General features: G+C 70.9%; 14 protein-coding genes and 1 pseudogene. 5 read left to right on the top strand and 10 right to left on the bottom strand.

Annotation, left to right across the window (positions count from 1 at the left end; genetic code table 11):
* Positions 1 to 292 precede the first annotated feature (292 nt).
* The 8 genes from JWR81_RS00435 to JWR81_RS00400 form a co-directional block, all read right to left on the bottom strand.
* Positions 293 to 565, bottom strand: coding sequence for a DUF6457 domain-containing protein (locus JWR81_RS00435; protein WP_297645165.1), 273 nt, complete (start codon positions 563 to 565; stop codon positions 293 to 295).
* A gap of 96 nt (positions 566 to 661) precedes the next feature.
* Positions 662 to 841, bottom strand: a complete 180-nt coding sequence (locus tag JWR81_RS00430; protein WP_297645174.1) for a hypothetical protein — start codon at positions 839 to 841, stop codon at positions 662 to 664.
* A 182-nt stretch (positions 842 to 1,023) separates the two neighbouring features.
* Positions 1,024 to 2,304 carry an ATP-dependent Clp protease ATP-binding subunit ClpX gene (gene clpX / locus JWR81_RS00425; protein WP_297645162.1) on the bottom strand — a complete coding sequence of 427 codons (1,281 nt, stop codon included), beginning with the start codon at positions 2,302 to 2,304 and terminating at the stop codon, positions 1,024 to 1,026.
* Between the two features lie 177 nt (positions 2,305 to 2,481).
* Entirely contained in the window at positions 2,482 to 3,111 is a 630-nt protein-coding gene (locus JWR81_RS00420) for an ATP-dependent Clp protease proteolytic subunit (protein WP_297645159.1), read from the bottom strand.
* Positions 3,108 to 3,698 (bottom strand): ATP-dependent Clp protease proteolytic subunit, encoded by a 591-nt coding sequence (locus tag JWR81_RS00415; protein ID WP_297645147.1) that lies wholly within the window; start codon positions 3,696 to 3,698, stop codon positions 3,108 to 3,110. Before JWR81_RS00415 ends, JWR81_RS00420 begins: the two co-directional genes overlap by 4 nt.
* 181 nt (positions 3,699 to 3,879) lie before the next feature.
* Positions 3,880 to 5,349, bottom strand: a complete 1,470-nt coding sequence (tig, locus tag JWR81_RS00410; protein ID WP_297645144.1) for a trigger factor — start codon at positions 5,347 to 5,349, stop codon at positions 3,880 to 3,882.
* A 160-nt stretch (positions 5,350 to 5,509) separates the two neighbouring features.
* Positions 5,510 to 5,899 (bottom strand): hypothetical protein, encoded by a 390-nt coding sequence (locus JWR81_RS00405; RefSeq protein WP_297645141.1) that lies wholly within the window; start codon positions 5,897 to 5,899, stop codon positions 5,510 to 5,512.
* Between the two features lie 104 nt (positions 5,900 to 6,003).
* Positions 6,004 to 6,198 (bottom strand): CsbD family protein, encoded by a 195-nt coding sequence (locus JWR81_RS00400; protein WP_297645138.1) that lies wholly within the window; start codon positions 6,196 to 6,198, stop codon positions 6,004 to 6,006.
* Positions 6,199 to 6,340: 142 nt separating this feature from the next.
* Between JWR81_RS00400 and JWR81_RS00395 the strand changes: the two genes are divergently transcribed.
* From JWR81_RS00395 to JWR81_RS00385, 3 genes are read left to right on the top strand one after another with little or no spacing between them, the layout of a single operon-like run.
* The gene (locus JWR81_RS00395) at positions 6,341 to 6,949 is read left to right on the top strand and encodes an RNA polymerase sigma factor (RefSeq protein WP_367278713.1); all 609 of its coding nucleotides are present in this window, start codon (positions 6,341 to 6,343) and stop codon (positions 6,947 to 6,949) included.
* On the top strand, positions 6,940 to 7,524 hold the full coding sequence (locus JWR81_RS00390; RefSeq protein WP_297645135.1) for an Asp23/Gls24 family envelope stress response protein: 585 nt from the start codon (positions 6,940 to 6,942) through the stop codon (positions 7,522 to 7,524). The genes JWR81_RS00395 and JWR81_RS00390 overlap by 10 nt, the downstream gene beginning before the upstream one ends.
* Positions 7,521 to 7,895 carry an Asp23/Gls24 family envelope stress response protein gene (locus JWR81_RS00385; protein WP_297645132.1) on the top strand — a complete coding sequence of 125 codons (375 nt, stop codon included), beginning with the start codon at positions 7,521 to 7,523 and terminating at the stop codon, positions 7,893 to 7,895. The genes JWR81_RS00390 and JWR81_RS00385 overlap by 4 nt, the downstream gene beginning before the upstream one ends.
* On the opposite strand, the gene JWR81_RS00380 is transcribed toward JWR81_RS00385, so the two are convergent.
* A complete protein-coding gene (locus JWR81_RS00380) occupies positions 7,892 to 8,605 on the bottom strand; it encodes a (2Fe-2S)-binding protein (RefSeq protein ID WP_297645129.1) in 714 nt (237 codons plus the stop codon). The genes JWR81_RS00385 and JWR81_RS00380 overlap by 4 nt on opposite strands.
* Positions 8,606 to 8,971: 366 nt before the next feature.
* On the opposite strand from JWR81_RS00380, the gene gltB reads away from it, so the two are divergent.
* Together gltB and JWR81_RS00370 are read left to right on the top strand one after the other, a co-directional pair.
* Complete coding sequence (gene gltB, locus JWR81_RS00375; protein ID WP_297645168.1) at positions 8,972 to 13,519, top strand: glutamate synthase large subunit; 4,548 nt, start codon at positions 8,972 to 8,974, stop codon at positions 13,517 to 13,519.
* Positions 13,512 to 14,963, top strand: coding sequence for a glutamate synthase subunit beta (locus tag JWR81_RS00370; protein ID WP_297645126.1), 1,452 nt, complete (start codon positions 13,512 to 13,514; stop codon positions 14,961 to 14,963). Before gltB ends, JWR81_RS00370 begins: the two co-directional genes overlap by 8 nt.
* Before the next feature lie 100 nt (positions 14,964 to 15,063).
* Here the strand turns inward: JWR81_RS00370 and JWR81_RS00365 are convergent.
* A pseudogene (locus tag JWR81_RS00365) lies at positions 15,064 to 15,305 on the bottom strand (5,10-methylene tetrahydromethanopterin reductase); the annotation flags it as partial.

Below are 15,305 nucleotides of genomic sequence, written 5' to 3'. Positions count from 1 at the left end.
ACCCGGCTCCGCGGTGGTGCGCTGGACGTCGTCGCCATCGGTTCCCCCCGGAGCTGCACGCTCACCGTCAACCGCCGCGGGGGTCCGGTGATTTCCGATCACCGGTGTCGGCGCATGGCTGAACCGGCCCGCGAGGTCCGCGCGTTCCTGTCCGAGGGACCCGCATCGGCAAGCCGGGATTCGTCGCGAAGGACGGACGGCCGCTGGTGGCCCGATCGGGTTCCTCGTGGGGCCCCGACGACGACCCTGTGCTGATCTTCAACGCCGGTGCCCAGTCGGGCCGGAGGTCAGGTCAGTCGCTCTTCCAGCCCTCGGCGAGCTTGCTGATCTTCTGGGCGTAGTCGCGTGCCGCCACCGTCGGGTCCTCGGCGCGACCGGCGGCCACCCCCACGAGGAACGCGGTGACGGGCGCGCCCGGACGGCTCACACCGTGGGCGACGTCGGCGGTGAGGTCCAGCACCATGTCGACGGTTCCGCGGGTGTCCAGGGACTCCTCGATCCCCAGCTCCCGCGCGACGGCGGTGACCCAGTCGGACAGGGCGGTCGCATCGCTGCTCTCTGTCATCCGAGCAACAGTAGTGGCGACCGCCCCGCCCCGCTGGATCAGCTCCCGAACAACGCCGGCGCCTTGATCAGCAGCTCGTAGAGCCACTCGTGCCGCTCATACCTGGGCTCCCGTCGGGGTCGTGGTGGCGGCCGCCGGCTCGTGGAACTTCTCGGTGACCGGCCGGATCAGAGCGTTGGTGATGCCGGCGGAGAGGGCCGGCCGGTCCGGGAACCACCTGTGGATCGACAGCGCCGCCGGCGGGATGAGCCAGCGGCTCCGTCCCGGGGGCGCCACGATGTGCTCACGTCGGAGAAATCCGGCCGGCATGCGGCGCCTTTCCCGGGCCGGGACGAACGGGACGGCGTGAACCTGAGTCCCGGATAGTGAACCCGCGACAACATGAGCCGGACAGGAGCCGCAGACGACCGAACGCCGGACCCGCAGAGCGGATCCGGCGTTCAGGGCGGAACGGACGATCAGGCGGAGCGTTCGCGACGCTCCCGGCGGGCCGGCGTGCGAGGCACGATGGTCGGGTTGACGTTGCTGCGCACCGTCTGCTCGGTGACCACAACCTTGGCGACGTCGTCGCGGCTGGGGATGTCGTACATGACCGGCTGGAGGACCTCCTCCATGATCGCCCGCAGGCCACGGGCGCCGGTGCCGCGGAGGATGGCCTGGTCGGCCACGGCCTCCATCGCGTCGTCGGTGAACTCCAGCTCGACGCCGTCCATCTCGAACAGCTTCTGGTACTGCTTCACCAGGGCGTTGCGCGGCTCGGTCAGGATCTTGACCAGGGCCTCCTTGTCCAGCGAGGTCACCGACGCCACGATCGGCAGGCGGCCGATGAACTCGGGGATCAGGCCGAACTTGATGAGGTCCTCGGGCATGGTGTCGCCGAAGCTCTCGGAGGCGTCCACGTCGTTCTTCGAACGGATCTCCGCGCCGAAGCCCAGCCCACGGTGGCCCACCCGGTCACTGATGATCTTCTCGAGGCCCGCGAAGGCCCCGGCCACGATGAACAGCACGTTCGTCGTGTCGATCTGGATGAACTCCTGGTGCGGGTGCTTGCGGCCGCCCTGCGGCGGCACGCTCGCGGTGGTGCCCTCGAGGATCTTCAGCAGCGCCTGCTGCACACCCTCGCCGGAGACGTCGCGCGTGATCGACGGGTTCTCCGACTTGCGGGCGATCTTGTCGACCTCGTCGATGTAGATGATGCCCGTCTCGGCCCGCTTGACGTCGTAGTCGGCGGCCTGGATGAGCTTCAGGAGGATGTTCTCGACGTCCTCGCCGACGTACCCGGCCTCGGTGAGCGCCGTGGCGTCCGCGATCGCGAACGGGACGTTCAGCAGCTTGGCGAGCGTCTGCGCCAGGTAGGTCTTGCCGCAGCCCGTGGGGCCGAGCATGAGGATGTTGGACTTGCCGAGCTCGACGCCGTCGCCGTCGGGCCCCCGCCCCTTGTCGCCCGCCTGGATGCGCTTGTAATGGTTGTAGACGGCCACCGAGAGCGCACGCTTCGTGCGGCTCTGGCCCACCACGTACTGGTCGAGGAAGTCGTGGATCTCGGCGGGCTTGGGCAGCTCGTCGAGCTTGACCTCACCGGCCTCCGCGAGCTCTTCCTCGATGATCTCGTTGCAGAGATCGATGCACTCGTCGCAGATGTAGACGCCAGGACCGGCGATCAGTTTCTTGACCTGCTTCTGGCTCTTCCCGCAGAACGAGCACTTGAGCAGATCACCGCCATCGCCGATGCGTGCCATAGGAGCAGACCCCCAAATGTTTAGTAAGCGCTACCCCAGCTGGTGGGCCCGGTAGGCGCGCCCTCGTGACGGTACCCGCCGAACCGGTCTCCGGGGGAGCATCAGTTCGCTCGGATTCGGACAGTCTTCGGCGGGCGGTCCGGCGCCGGGATCGACGAGCGGTCCCGGCGCGCGGCTCTAGCTGACCGCGGAGAGCTTGCGGCTCTGGATGATCTCGTCGACGATCCCGTACTCCTTGGCCTCCGTGGCCGTGAGGATCTTGTCGCGCTCGATGTCCTCGCGGACCTGCTCGGGCGTGCGTCCCGTGTGCTTGGCCAGCGTGGACTCCAGCAGCTTGCGCATGCGGGAGATCTCCGCCGCCTGGATCTCCAGGTCGGACACCTGGCCGTAGAAGCCTTCGGTGGCCGGCTGGTGGATCAGGATGCGGGCGTTCTGCACCGCGAGCCTGCGGCCGGGCGTGCCCGCCGCGAGCAGCACGGCCGCGGCCGACGCGGCCTGCCCGAGGCAGACCGTCTGGATGTCGGGGCGGATGAACTGCATCGTGTCGTAGATCGCCATCAGCGACGTGAACGAGCCGCCGGGCGAGTTGATGTACATGCTGATCTCGCGGTCCGGGTCGGCCGACTCCAGGCACAGCAGCTGCGCCATGACGTCGTTGGCCGACGCGTCGTCGATCTGCACGCCGAGGAAGATGATGCGCTCCTCGAACAGCTTGTTGTACGGGTTGGACTCCTTGACCCCGTAGCTCGTGCGCTCGACGAACGACGGCAGCACGTACCGCGACTGCGGCATCTCGAACCTGCTCACTTCGTGCTCCCGTTCCCGTTCTCGCTGATCGCGTCGGGCAGATCCCCGGCGCGCGAGATCACGTGGTCGACGAAGCCGTAGTCGAGGGCCTCCTGAGCGGAGAACCAGCGGTCACGGTCGAAGTCCGCCACGATCTTCTCGACGCTCTGGCCGGTGTGGCCGGCGATGAGCTCCGCCATCTCGCGCTTGTGGCGCCGGAACAGCTCGGCCTGGATCGAGATGTCGGACTCCGTGCCGCCGACGCCCGCCGACGGCTGGTGCATGAGGATCTGGCAGTGCGGCAGCGCGTAGCGCTTGCCCTTGGCACCGGCCGAGAGCAGGAACTGCCCCATCGACGCCGCCAGCCCCATCGCGTAGGTGGACACGTCGCAGGGGATGAACTCCATCGTGTCGAAGATGGCCATCCCCGCGGTGACCGAACCACCCGGCGAGTTGATGTAGAGCGCGATGTCCGACGCCGGGTCCTCCGCGGCGAGCAGGAGCATCTGGGCGGCGATCCGGTTGGCGATGTCGTCGTCGACCTGCTGGCCGAGCACGATGATCCGCTGCTGCAACAGCCGCTCGTACACGGAGTCGGAGAGTGTCATCGAGGACGGTCCGCCGCCTCGCATGGCTGCTCCGATGAGACGGTCCTGTGGGCTCACTTCACCCTGCCTTCTGCTGGTCAGCTCGCGTCTGTTCACTGGCTCCGACCCTACGCGGACGGCCCGTCGGCCGTCCGCATCCGCGCCGGATGTTCGCTCTGGGCGTTCCCACCCGAACGGGCGATCAGGTGGTGGAGGCCTTCGGCTCCGCGTCGGCGTCCGCCCCGTCGACGGTCTCGGTGCCGTTCTCCGTGGCGGCGGTGTCGTCCGCCTCGTCCTCGGGGGCCGGAACCTCGAGGACCTCGTTGCCGCTGTCGTCGGCACCCTCGTCGTCGGGGCCGAGCAGGTCCGACAGGTCGAGCGCGTTGCCCGACGCGTCGGTGACGGTGGCGGCGCGGACCGCGGCGATCAGCGCCTTGCTGCGCCGGACGTCGGCGTAGATGGCGCCGAGCTGGCCGGCCTCCTGAATGCGGCGCACGAACTCCTCGGGCGGCATCTGGTACTGCTGCGCCTGGTAGACGATGCGCTCGGTGAGCTCCTGGTCGTTGACCGAGACCTCCTCGGCGTCGGCCAGCGCGTCGAGCACGAGCCGCGTGCGCACCGACTTCTCCGACTCCTCGCGCGCCTCGGTGTCGAACTCCTCGCGCGTCTGGCCCTGCGAGGTGAGGAACTCGGCGAAGCGGTCGTCGTCGTGGTCGAAGCTGTGGATCGCGTCGTGCACGCGCGACTCGATCTCCGCGGCGACGACGCTCTCGGGCAGCGGCACCTCGGTGGCGTCGACGATGGCGTCGAGCACCTTGTCGCGCGCCGCGGTGACCTGCTCCATCTTCTTCACGTTGCCGAGGCGGTCGCGCAGGCTTTCGGTCAGCTCTTCGAGGGTGTCGAACTCGCTGGCCAGCTGGGCGAACTCGTCGTCGGCGTCGGGGAGCTGGCGCTCCTTGACGGCCGTGACCTTTACGGTGATCTCGGCTTCCTTGTCGGCGTACTCGCCGGCGACCAGGGTGGAGGTGAAGGTGGCCGACTCGTCGGCCGACAGGCCCTGGATGGCCTCGTCGAGTCCGTCGATCAGGCCGCCCTGGCCCACCTGGTAGGAGAAGCCGCTGGTCTGGGCCTCCTCGACGTCCTCGCCGTCGACGGTGGCCGAGAGGTCGATGAGGACGAAGTCGTCCGCGGCCGCAGCGCGGTCGACGCCGGTCAGCGTGCCGAAGCGGGCGCGCAGGTTCTCGAGCTGCTCATCGACGTCGGCGTCGGTGACCTCGACGTCGTCGACGGTGACCACGAGCGAGTCGAGCTCGGGCAGCGTGATCTCCGGGCGGACGTCGACCTCGGCCGTGAAGGCGATCTTCTCGTTGTCCGCGATCTCGGTGACCTCGATGTCGGGGCGGCCGATCGGCGTGACGTCCTCAGCGGCGGTGACGGCCTCCGAGTACTTCGTGGGGACGGCGCCGTTGACGACCTCCTCCAGCACCACGCCGCGACCCAACCGGGCCTCGATGATGCGGGCGGGCACCTTCCCCGGACGGAAGCCGGGCACCTTGACCTGCTGGGCGATCTTCTTGTACGCGCGGTCGAAATCCGGCTTGAGCTCGTCGAAAGGCACCTCGACGTTGATCCGGACCCGCGTCGGGCTCAGTCGCTCGACGGTGCTCTTCACGGTGGCGTACTCCTCGATCTGTGGATCTTCTTCAACCGGCCCTGAGACAGTTCTCCGGCCGCGGACGCCGGGGCACGTGATGAACGCCCACCGGCAGGCAGTCCTCGCGAGTCTAGGCGAGATGGCCGCGACGGCTGCGGACGGCCACCGGGCAGCCCCGTCAGCGACGTCCGCGGGGCACCGCGGCGACGTCCGGGCCGGTCGGTGACGGTGACGGCGGTGGCGCCGCGGCGACGACCGGGACCACGTCGGAGACCGTCACCTCGACGGCGACGGATCCGAGCACCCCCCGGACGGCCGCGCCGAGCTCCTCGGCCAGCTGCGGCAGCGGCGTGCCGAGCCGGGCCACGACGGCGATCTCGACGGGCTCGTCGCCGACGCCGATCCGCACCCCGAGGATGCGCCGGCGGCCGGGCAGGTAGGACGCCACGGTGCCGAACGGCCCGCCGTCGAGACGCGCGACGGCGGGATGCGCCAGCACGGCCGACACGACCTCGGCCGCGGGCGTCGGCGGTCCGGGCGTCGGCGGTCGGGGGACGGGAGCGGTCACGACGGCGACGCTAGCGCCCCCGGCCGGGTGGATCCCGGACGTGCGACGGGCGGTCCCCCCGGACCCCGCGACCGGAGGGACCGCCCGTGGCGGGAGCACTCGGGTCAGGCCTCGAGCTTGTCGGCGATGTCCGACGCGGCGTCCCTGACGGAGTCCCCGACCTGCTTGACGTTGCCGCTGACCTGGTCCATCCGGCCCTCGGCCTGCAGCTCGTCGTTGCCGGTCAGCTCGCCGACCTTCTCCTTGACGTCGCCGATGACCTCTTCGGCCCTGTGCTTCGCCTTGTCGATGAAGCTCATCGCGAACCCCTCCTGGGACCGGGACCAGCGGGCGCAGGCGGTCTGCCTGCGACTACCGTGGTCTCGTCAGGTCAGACGCATCCCGGCCGCCATCCCTCACGGTGAGGTGGATCACACCGCCGGGTCTCGTGAGCGGAGCGCCGTGGGGCTCGTCCAGGGGTTCGTGGAGCCGGCGCCGGTCGACGCCCCGGCTCCCCCACCCACGCCTGCAGCGGGGAGCGAGCTGGACGACCTGACACTCGTCGTCCGCGCGCAGGAGGGCGACGTCCGGGCGTTCGAGACGCTGGCCCGGCGCCACCAGGCCGTGCTCTACCGGCTGGCGGTGCGCGTGATGGGCGATCCGGCCGAGGCCGAGGACGCCCTGCAGGAGGCGCTGCTCGACGCGTGGCGGCGGATCGGGCGGTTCCGCGGCGACTCGGCGTTCTCCACGTGGATGTACCGCGTGGTCACCAACCGGTGCATCGCGATGCTGCGCAAGCGCAGGCCGGTGCCGGTCGACGCCACCGACGACCTGACGCCCGCCCCCGACTCCCCCGAGCGCGCCGCGGAGACCGACGCGGGCATGGCGGCACTGGGGGTCGCGTTGCAGGGGCTGAGCGACGACCTGAGGATCTGCTGGGTGCTGCGGGAGATGGAGGGTCTCGGCTACGCCGAGATCTGCGAGATCACGGGGGCCGGTGAGGACGCCGTGCGCGGCCGCATCCACCGCGCCCGCGTCAAGCTGGCGGAGGTGATGCGACCGTGGCGGTGAACCACCCCGTTCCCGGCGCGCTCGACGCCGGCGGCCCGCAGGAGCCGCTGGCCTGCGGCCGCGACGCCGCATTCGTCTGGGACCGCGCCGCGGAGGGCACCCCGCCCGACGAGCACGAGCGCGGCTGCCCGCACTGCACGGCCGCCTACGCCGACGCCCGCGGCCTCGACTCGCTGGTGCACCGCATGGCGGCGGAGGAGATCGAGCCGCCGCCGTCGTTGATGGACCGCGTCATGGGCTCGGTGCTGAGCGAGCTGCGCCCGTACGACGTGATCACGCTGGAGTCGCCGCACGGGCCCAACCGGCTCGGCAGGCCCGCGGCCGCGGCCGTGCTGCGCAGCGTCGTCGACCGGATGGACGGGCTACGCGCCCGCAGCTGCCGCATCGAGCAGGTGGTCGACAGCTACGACGCCGACGTGGCCATCACGGTCACCGCCCGGTTCGGCGTCGACCTGGCGTCGGTCACCGCGCGCGTGCGGCAGATGGTGATGGCCGCGGGCGAGCAGGCACTCGGGGTGCCGGTGCGCCGCGTCGACATCGAGGTCGTCGACGTCTACGAGGACGGGTGGACATGACGGAACCGAACTCCACCACCGGCAGCGGCGTGCGGTTGCACGTCGGGGACAGCGCCGTCGCCCGCATCGCCGCGCAGCGGGCCGCGCGCGTGCCCGGCGTCGTGGCGCTGCGGGCCGATCTCGCACAGGCGCTGCTCGGCATCGCCGGCACGGTGCTCGGGCGGGACCGCTCCCGGCTGCCCACCGACGGCGTCAGTGCCGTCGTGCGCGATGCCGCGGCCGAGGTGTCGGTGACGATCGTGACGCGGCTGGGCCACAACTGCCGCGACCTCGCCCGGGCCGTGCAGCGCGAGGTGGCGGCCGAGGTCGCCGAGCAGACGGGCCTGGCCGTGACCGTCCGCGTCACGATCGCGGACGTGCTGCTCGACTAGCGGGCGGTGAGTACGCAGTCGCCGCACAGCCCGCCCTCGCGCGCGCGGTAGTAGAGGCAGCAGCTGCGCCGGCGGAACGTCCACGCGACGTCCGGACCGGCCGCCGGGAGCAGATCGCCCGACCCGGCCAGCGGACCGGTCGCCAGCAGGCGCTCGGCCACGGCGGCGGCCCGGGCCGCCGCCTTCGGGCGCTCGACCCCGATCAGCCGCTTCCCGCTCGCCACCGACGACGCCACGCTCCCCCACAGCAGCCGCTCGGAGATCGCCACCTGGGCGCGCACGGCGGCGATCAGCGGGGCGAGGTGCTCGTCGAACAGCGCGCCGGCCAGTGCACGTGCCGCGTCGTCGGCGTCCCCGACCTCCACACCGGACGGCGCCCCGCTCCACAGTGGCCACGGGCCGCCCGCGGACGGCCGCCAGAAGAGGCTCCGGGCGGTGAGGGACGGCAGCACGCCGTGCAGTACGACCGCGGTCAGCGGCGCCGAGAGCAGCAGCGCGGCGAGCCCCTGGAACGTGATCGACGCGGCCACCCGGTCGTCGGACCCCAGGACGCGCCGCACGTGGGCGATGCGGTCGCGCAGTGGCTGTGGATCGGTGTACAGGTCGCGAACCGGGCGCCAGGTGGGGTCGGCGGCCTCGGCCGGGTCGGTGCCGACGGTGAAGAACGGCCCGAGCCGGGCCACGTCGGCCAGCACCGCGCGAACATCCACGTCACCAGTGTGCGGCAGGACGTACACGTTACTCATCGTTGGGCGGGGTGGGTGACTCCACCGCTGGTCACGGTGGTCACGTCCGCTCTCACTGGCGAATCCCGGCTACAGCGTGCGACATTATGCGTAGCGGTACTTCCGCACCCGACGACGCGTGCGACCACACCGGGCTCCAGGCCGGCCGCCCACCAGGACGGCCGGTCGTCAGTGCCGGGGCCCGGGCGCACCACGCTCGGGGTCCGGCACTGACTCATGCACCCGTTCGGACCGGAACAGATGTCCGGGCGGGAGCGTCGGATACGATTTTTCCCACCATCACGTCGTCCCGATGCGAGATGTCGGGGTGCACCGAGACGACAGGAGGCACTGTTGACCGTGAACTCAGCAGCATCCTCGGAGGGGCTCTACGCCCCGGACTTCGAGCACGACGCCTGCGGCGTCGCCATGGTGGCGGACCTCAAGGGTCGCCGCGACCACGGCATCGTCCGCAAGGCTCTCACCGCGCTGCTCCGTTTGGAGCACCGGGGCGCCCGCGGCGCCGAGGCCAACACCGGTGACGGTGCCGGCATCCTCATCCAGGTCCCGGACGAGTTCTTCCGCGCTGTGGTCGAGTTCGATCTCCCCGAGGCCGGCGCCTACGCCGCCGGCACCGCGTTCCTGCCGTCCGACCCCGCCGAGGCCGACAAGGCCGTCGCCGCGATCGACGCGATCGCCGCCGAGGAGGGCCTGCGCGTCCTGGGCTGGCGTGAGCTGCCCGTCGATCCCGACAAGGCCGACATCGGACCGTCGGCGCGCGACGTCATGCCCGGCTTCCGCCAGCTGTTCGTGGCCGGGACCAACGGCGAGACCGGCATCGAGCTGGAGCGCCTCACGTTCTGCCTGCGCAAGCGCGCCGAGCACGACCCCGAGACGGGCAGCACCTATTTCCCGAGCCTGTCGCCGCGCACCATCGTCTACAAGGGGATGCTCGCCGAGCCCCAGGTCGAGGCGTTCTACCCCGACCTGTCCGACGAGCGCGTCACCACCGCGCTCGCCGTGGTGCACTCGCGTTTCTCCACCAACACGTTCCCGGCGTGGCCGCTGGCCCACCCGTACCGCTACGTCGCGCACAACGGCGAGATCAACACGCTGCGCGGCAACCGCAACTGGATGGCGGCGCGCGAGGCGCTGCTGCGGTCCGACGTCATCCCGGGTGACCTCGCCCGCCTCTCGCCCATCGTCACCCCGGACGCGAGCGACTCCGCCACGTTCGACGAGGTGTTGGAGCTGCTGCACCTTGGCGGGCGCTCGCTGCCGCACGCGGTGCTGATGATGATCCCGGAGGCGTGGGAGAACCACGCCGAGATGGACCCCGCTCAGCGCGCCTTCTACGAGTTCCACTCCACGATGATGGAGCCGTGGGACGGCCCCGCGCTGGTGGCCTTCACCGACGGCACGCAGATCGGCGCCGTGCTCGACCGCAACGGCCTGCGCCCCGCCCGCTACTGGGTCACCGAGGACGGCACCGTCGTACTGGCGTCCGAGGTGGGCGTGCTGGACGTCGAGCCCTCCGCCGTCGTGCGTAAGGGCCGGCTCGAGCCGGGCCGCATGTTCCTCGTGGACACCGAGGCCGGCCGCATCGTCGACGACGCCGAGATCAAGGGCGCGCTGGCGGCCGAGCACCCGTACGCCGACTGGCTGCACGCGGGCCTCATCCGCCTCGGCGACCTGCCTGCCCGTGAGCGCGAGCTGCCCTCCCACGCGGCGCTGACGCTGCGCCAGCAGTCGTTCGGCTACACCGAGGAGGAGCTCAACATCCTCCTCAAGCCGATGGCGTCCTCGGGCGCCGAGCCGATCGGCTCGATGGGCAACGATGCGCCCATCGCGGCCATCTCCGAGCGTCCGCGCCAGCTCTACGACTACTTCTCGCAGCTGTTCGCGCAGGTCACCAACCCGCCGCTGGACGCCATCCGCGAGGAGCTCGTCACCTCGCTGCAGAGCCAGCTCGGGCCGGAGGAGAACCTCCTCGACGCCACGCCGGCCAACTGCCGCACGATCGTGCTGCCGTTCCCGGTGCTCGGCAACGACGACCTCGCCAAGATCGTCCACATCAACGACGACGGCGAGTATCCGGGCTTCGTGTCCGTCACGGCCAAGGGCGTGTTCAAGGTCGCCGAGGGCGGCGACGGCATGTCCCGGCGGATCGCTGAGATCTGCCGCGAGGTCTCGGAGGCCATCGAGGACGGCGCGCGTCTGATCGTGCTGTCCAACCGGGGCGTCGACAAGGACCACGCGCCGATCCCGTCGCTGCTGCTCACCGGCAGCGTGCACCACCACCTCGTGCGCGAGAAGACGCGCACCCGGGTCGGGCTGATCGTCGAGTCCGGCGACGCCCGCGAGGTGCACCACGTCGCGCTGCTGATCGGCTACGGCGCTGCCGCGGTCAACCCGTACCTGGCGATGGCCACCGTCGAGGACCTCGCCGAGCGCGGCGACATCCCCGGCGTCGACCCGGCCACGGCGGCGAAGAACCTCGTCAAGGCGCTGGGCAAGGGCGTCCGCAAGACGATGTCCAAGATCGGCGTCTCCACGGTGGCGTCCTACACCGGCGCGCAGATCTTCGAGGCCGTCGGCCTGGGCGAGAAGGTCATCGACACCTGCTTCACCGGCACCACGTCCCGGCTCGGCGGCGTCGGCTTCGACGTGCTCGCCGAGGAGGTCCTCCAGCACCACCGCAGGGCCTTCCCCGCCGACGACGTGCGCGCCTCGCACCGGGCTCTGGAGGTGGGCGGCGAGTACCAGTGGCGCCGCGAGGGCGAGCTGCACCTGTTCAACCCGCAGACCGTCTTCAAGCTCCAGCACTCCACCCGCCAGGGCCGCTACGACATCTTCAAGGACTACACCAACCTCGTCGACCAGCAGGCGAACCGCCTGATGACGTTGCGCGGGCTGTTCAGGTTCAAGGAGGGCGAGCGCCCGTCGGTGCCGATCGAGGAGGTCGAGCCGGTCGAGGAGATCGTCAAGCGCTTCGGCACCGGCGCCATCTCCTACGGCTCGATCAGCCAGGAGATGCACGAGACGCTCGCCATCGCGATGAACCGGCTCGGTGGCCGGTCCAACACCGGTGAGGGCGGCGAGGACTCCGACCGCTTCACGCCCGACGCCAACGGCGACTCCCGGCGCAGCCGCGTCAAGCAGGTGGCGTCCGGCCGCTTCGGCGTCACCAGCGAGTACCTGGTCAACGCCGACGACATCCAGATCAAGATCGCGCAGGGCGCCAAGCCCGGCGAGGGCGGGCAGCTGCCCGGCGGCAAGGTCTACCCGTGGATCGCCAAGACCCGCTACGCCACACCGGGCGTCGGGCTGATCTCGCCGCCGCCGCACCACGACATCTACTCGATCGAGGACATCAAGCAGCTCATCCACGACCTGAAGAACGCCAACCCGACGGCCCGCATCCACGTGAAGCTGGTCAGCCAGGTCGGCGTCGGCACGGTCGCGGCGGGCGTGGCGAAGGCGTACTCCGACGTCGTGCTCATCTCGGGCCACGACGGCGGCACCGGCGCGTCGCCGCTGAGCTCGATCAAGCACGCGGGCGGCCCGTGGGAGCTCGGCCTGGCCGAGACCCAGCAGACGCTGCTGCGCAACAACCTGCGCGACCGCATCGTCGTGCAGGCCGACGGCCAGCTCAAGACCGGTCGTGACGTGGTCATCGCGGCGCTGCTGGGCGCGGAGGAGTTCGGATTCGCCACCGCCCCGCTCGTCGTGTCGGGCTGCGTCATGATGCGCGTCTGCCACCTCGACACGTGCCCTGTCGGCGTCGCCACGCAGAACCCGGAGCTGCGCAAGCGCTTCGACGGGCGGCCCGAGTACGTCGTCAACTTCATGCGGTTCATCGCCGAGGAGGTGCGCGAGTACCTGGCGGCGCTGGGCTTCCGCAGCATCGCCGAGGCGGTCGGCCACGCGGAGATGCTCGACACCGACGACGCCGTGCGGCACTGGAAGACCCGAGGGCTCGATCTCTCCCCGATCTTCATGCGCCCGGAGCTGCCCGAGGGCAGGCCACTGCACAACACCACCCAGCAGGACCACGGCCTGGAGAAGGCGCTCGACAACACGCTGATCCAGCTGTGCGAGGGCGCGCTCCGCTCGGGCGACAAGGTGCGCCTCGAGGTGCCGGTGCGCAACGTCAACCGCACCGTCGGCACGATGCTCGGCTACGAGCTGACCAAGCGGTTCGAGGGCGAGGGCCTGCCCGACGACACGATCGACGTCACGCTCACCGGCTCGGCCGGGCAGAGCTTCGGCGCTTTCGTGCCGAGGGGCATCACGCTGCGGCTGGTCGGCGACACGAACGACTTCTTCGGCAAGGGGCTCTCGGGCGGACGCCTGACGCTGCGTCCCGACCCGACGGCGCCGTTCAAGGCCGAGGAGAACATCATCGCCGGCAACGTGATCCTCTACGGGGCCACGTCGGGCGAGATCTTCGTGCGCGGCATCGTCGGCGAGCGGTTCTGCGTCCGGAACTCCGGTGCGCTGGCCGTCGTCGAGGGCGTGGGCGACCACGCCTGCGAGTACATGACCGGCGGCCGCGTCGTGATCCTCGGCAGGATCGGGCGCAACTTCGCCGCGGGCATGTCCGGCGGCGTGGCCTACGTGCTCGACCTGCCGCGCCACCGCGTCAACCCCGAGATGGTCGACATCGACCCCCTCGACGACGACGACCGCACGTTCCTGCGCGATGCCGTGGAACGGCACTTCGCGGAGACCGAGTCGGCCGTGGCCAAGGCGCTCCTCGCCGACTGGGAGGAGAGCGCCGCCCGGTTCGACAAGGTCATGCCCAAGGACTTCAAGCGCGTGCTGCAGGCCCGTGAGGCCGCCGAGCGCGAAGGCCGCAACGTGGACGAAGCAGTGATGGAGGCAGCACATGGGTGACCCGAAGGGATTCCTCACCACCCCCCGGGAGGCCCCGACCCGCCGTCCGGTGGACCTGCGCCTGACCGACTGGCGCGAGGTCTACGAGGACTTCCCGCGCGCGAACCTGGAGAAGCAGGCCGGCCGCTGCATGAACTGCGGCATCCCGTTCTGCCACCAGGGCTGCCCGCTGGGCAACCTCATCCCGGAGTGGAACGACCTCGTCTACCGGCATGACTGGCGCGAGGCCACCGAGCGGCTGCACGCCACCAACAACTTCCCGGAGTTCACCGGGACGCTGTGCCCCGCCCCGTGCGAGGCGGCGTGCGTGCTGGCCATCAACTCCGACGCCGTCACGATCAAGCAGGTCGAGATCGAGATCGTCGACCGCGCCTGGGACGAGGGCTGGTTGCCACCGGAGGCGCCGGAGACGAAGACCGGCAAGAAGGTGGCCGTGGTCGGCTCCGGGCCCGCCGGGCTCGCCGCCGCGCAGCAGCTCACCCGGGCCGGGCACGACGTGGTGGTGTTCGAGCGGGCCGACCGCATCGGCGGCCTGCTGCGCTACGGCATCCCCGAGTTCAAGATGGAGAAGGCCCGGCTCGACCGCCGGCTGGAGCAGATGAAGGCCGAGGGCACCCTCTTCCGCGCGTCGGTCGACGTCGGCACCGACATCACGGTCGAGCAACTGCGCAGCGAGTACGACGCCGTGGTGCTCGCGGGCGGGGCCACTGCGTGGCGCGACCTGCCGGCGCAGGGCCGCGAGCTCGAGGGCGTCTACCAGGCGATGGAGTTCCTGCCGTGGGCCAACCACGTGCAGCAGGGCGACCTCGACGCCCCGCCGGTCACCGCCGAGGGCAAGCACGTGGTGATCATCGGCGGCGGCGACACCGGCGCCGACTGCCTCGGCACGTCGCACCGCCAGGGCGCGCTCTCGGTGACGCAGCTGGAGATCATGCCGACGCCCCCGGAGAAGCGCACCGAGGGCATGCCGTGGCCGACCTACCCGATGGTCTACCGGGTGTCGTCCGCGCACGAGGAGGGCGGCGAGCGGCTGTTCTCGGTGAACACCACCGAGTTCGTGGGCGACGCCGACGGCAAGCTGCAGGGCATCAAGATCGTCGAGGTGAAGCGCGGCGAGAAGGGCTTCGAGCCGGTCGATGGCACCGAGAAGGAACTCCCGGCGCAACTGGTGCTGCTGGCCATGGGCTTCGTCGGGCCGGAGAAGGGCAAGCTGCTGAGTGACCTGGGCGTGGAGCTGGACGAGCGCGGCAACGTCGCGCGCGACCAGAGCTTCATGACCAGCGTCGACGGCGTCTTCTCCGCCGGAGACATGGGCCGCGGCCAGAGCCTGATCGTGTGGGCCATCGCCGAAGGCCGGGCCGCCGCCGCCGGGGTGGACACGTACCTGACCGGTCGCGACGTCCTCCCCCGCCCGATCAACCCGACGGACCGCCCCCTGGTCTGACCCACGAGATCGCCGCCGCACTCCCGCCCCTCACAGGGCCGTGGAGTGCGGCCGGCGACGATCATGCCGCCCGCCGAACGGGGTGGGGGTTGTCCCGCCCCTACTTGCCGTCGAGCAGCTCCACCACCGGGGCGAACTGTTCGAGGAACGCGGCGTTGACGCTGATGTAGGACGTGCCGAACGCGTCACGCCTGCGCTGCAGCTCGTCCGCCATCGCGGTGGTGCTGCCCCGCAGCATGGTCAGCGAGTCTGCCGCGATGAGCTCCTCGGCGGTGGCGCCGAGGAAGCCGCGCGTCCATTCGGGCACCTCGTCGCCGACGACGAAGACGTTCATGGCGAGCT

Origin of the sequence: Pseudonocardia sp. (genome assembly GCF_025965585.1) — a bacterium.
Taxonomy (GTDB): domain Bacteria; phylum Actinomycetota; class Actinomycetes; order Mycobacteriales; family Pseudonocardiaceae; genus Pseudonocardia.
Note: the sequence above shows the minus strand (reverse complement) of the source record. Positions and strands in the feature narration are given on the sequence as shown.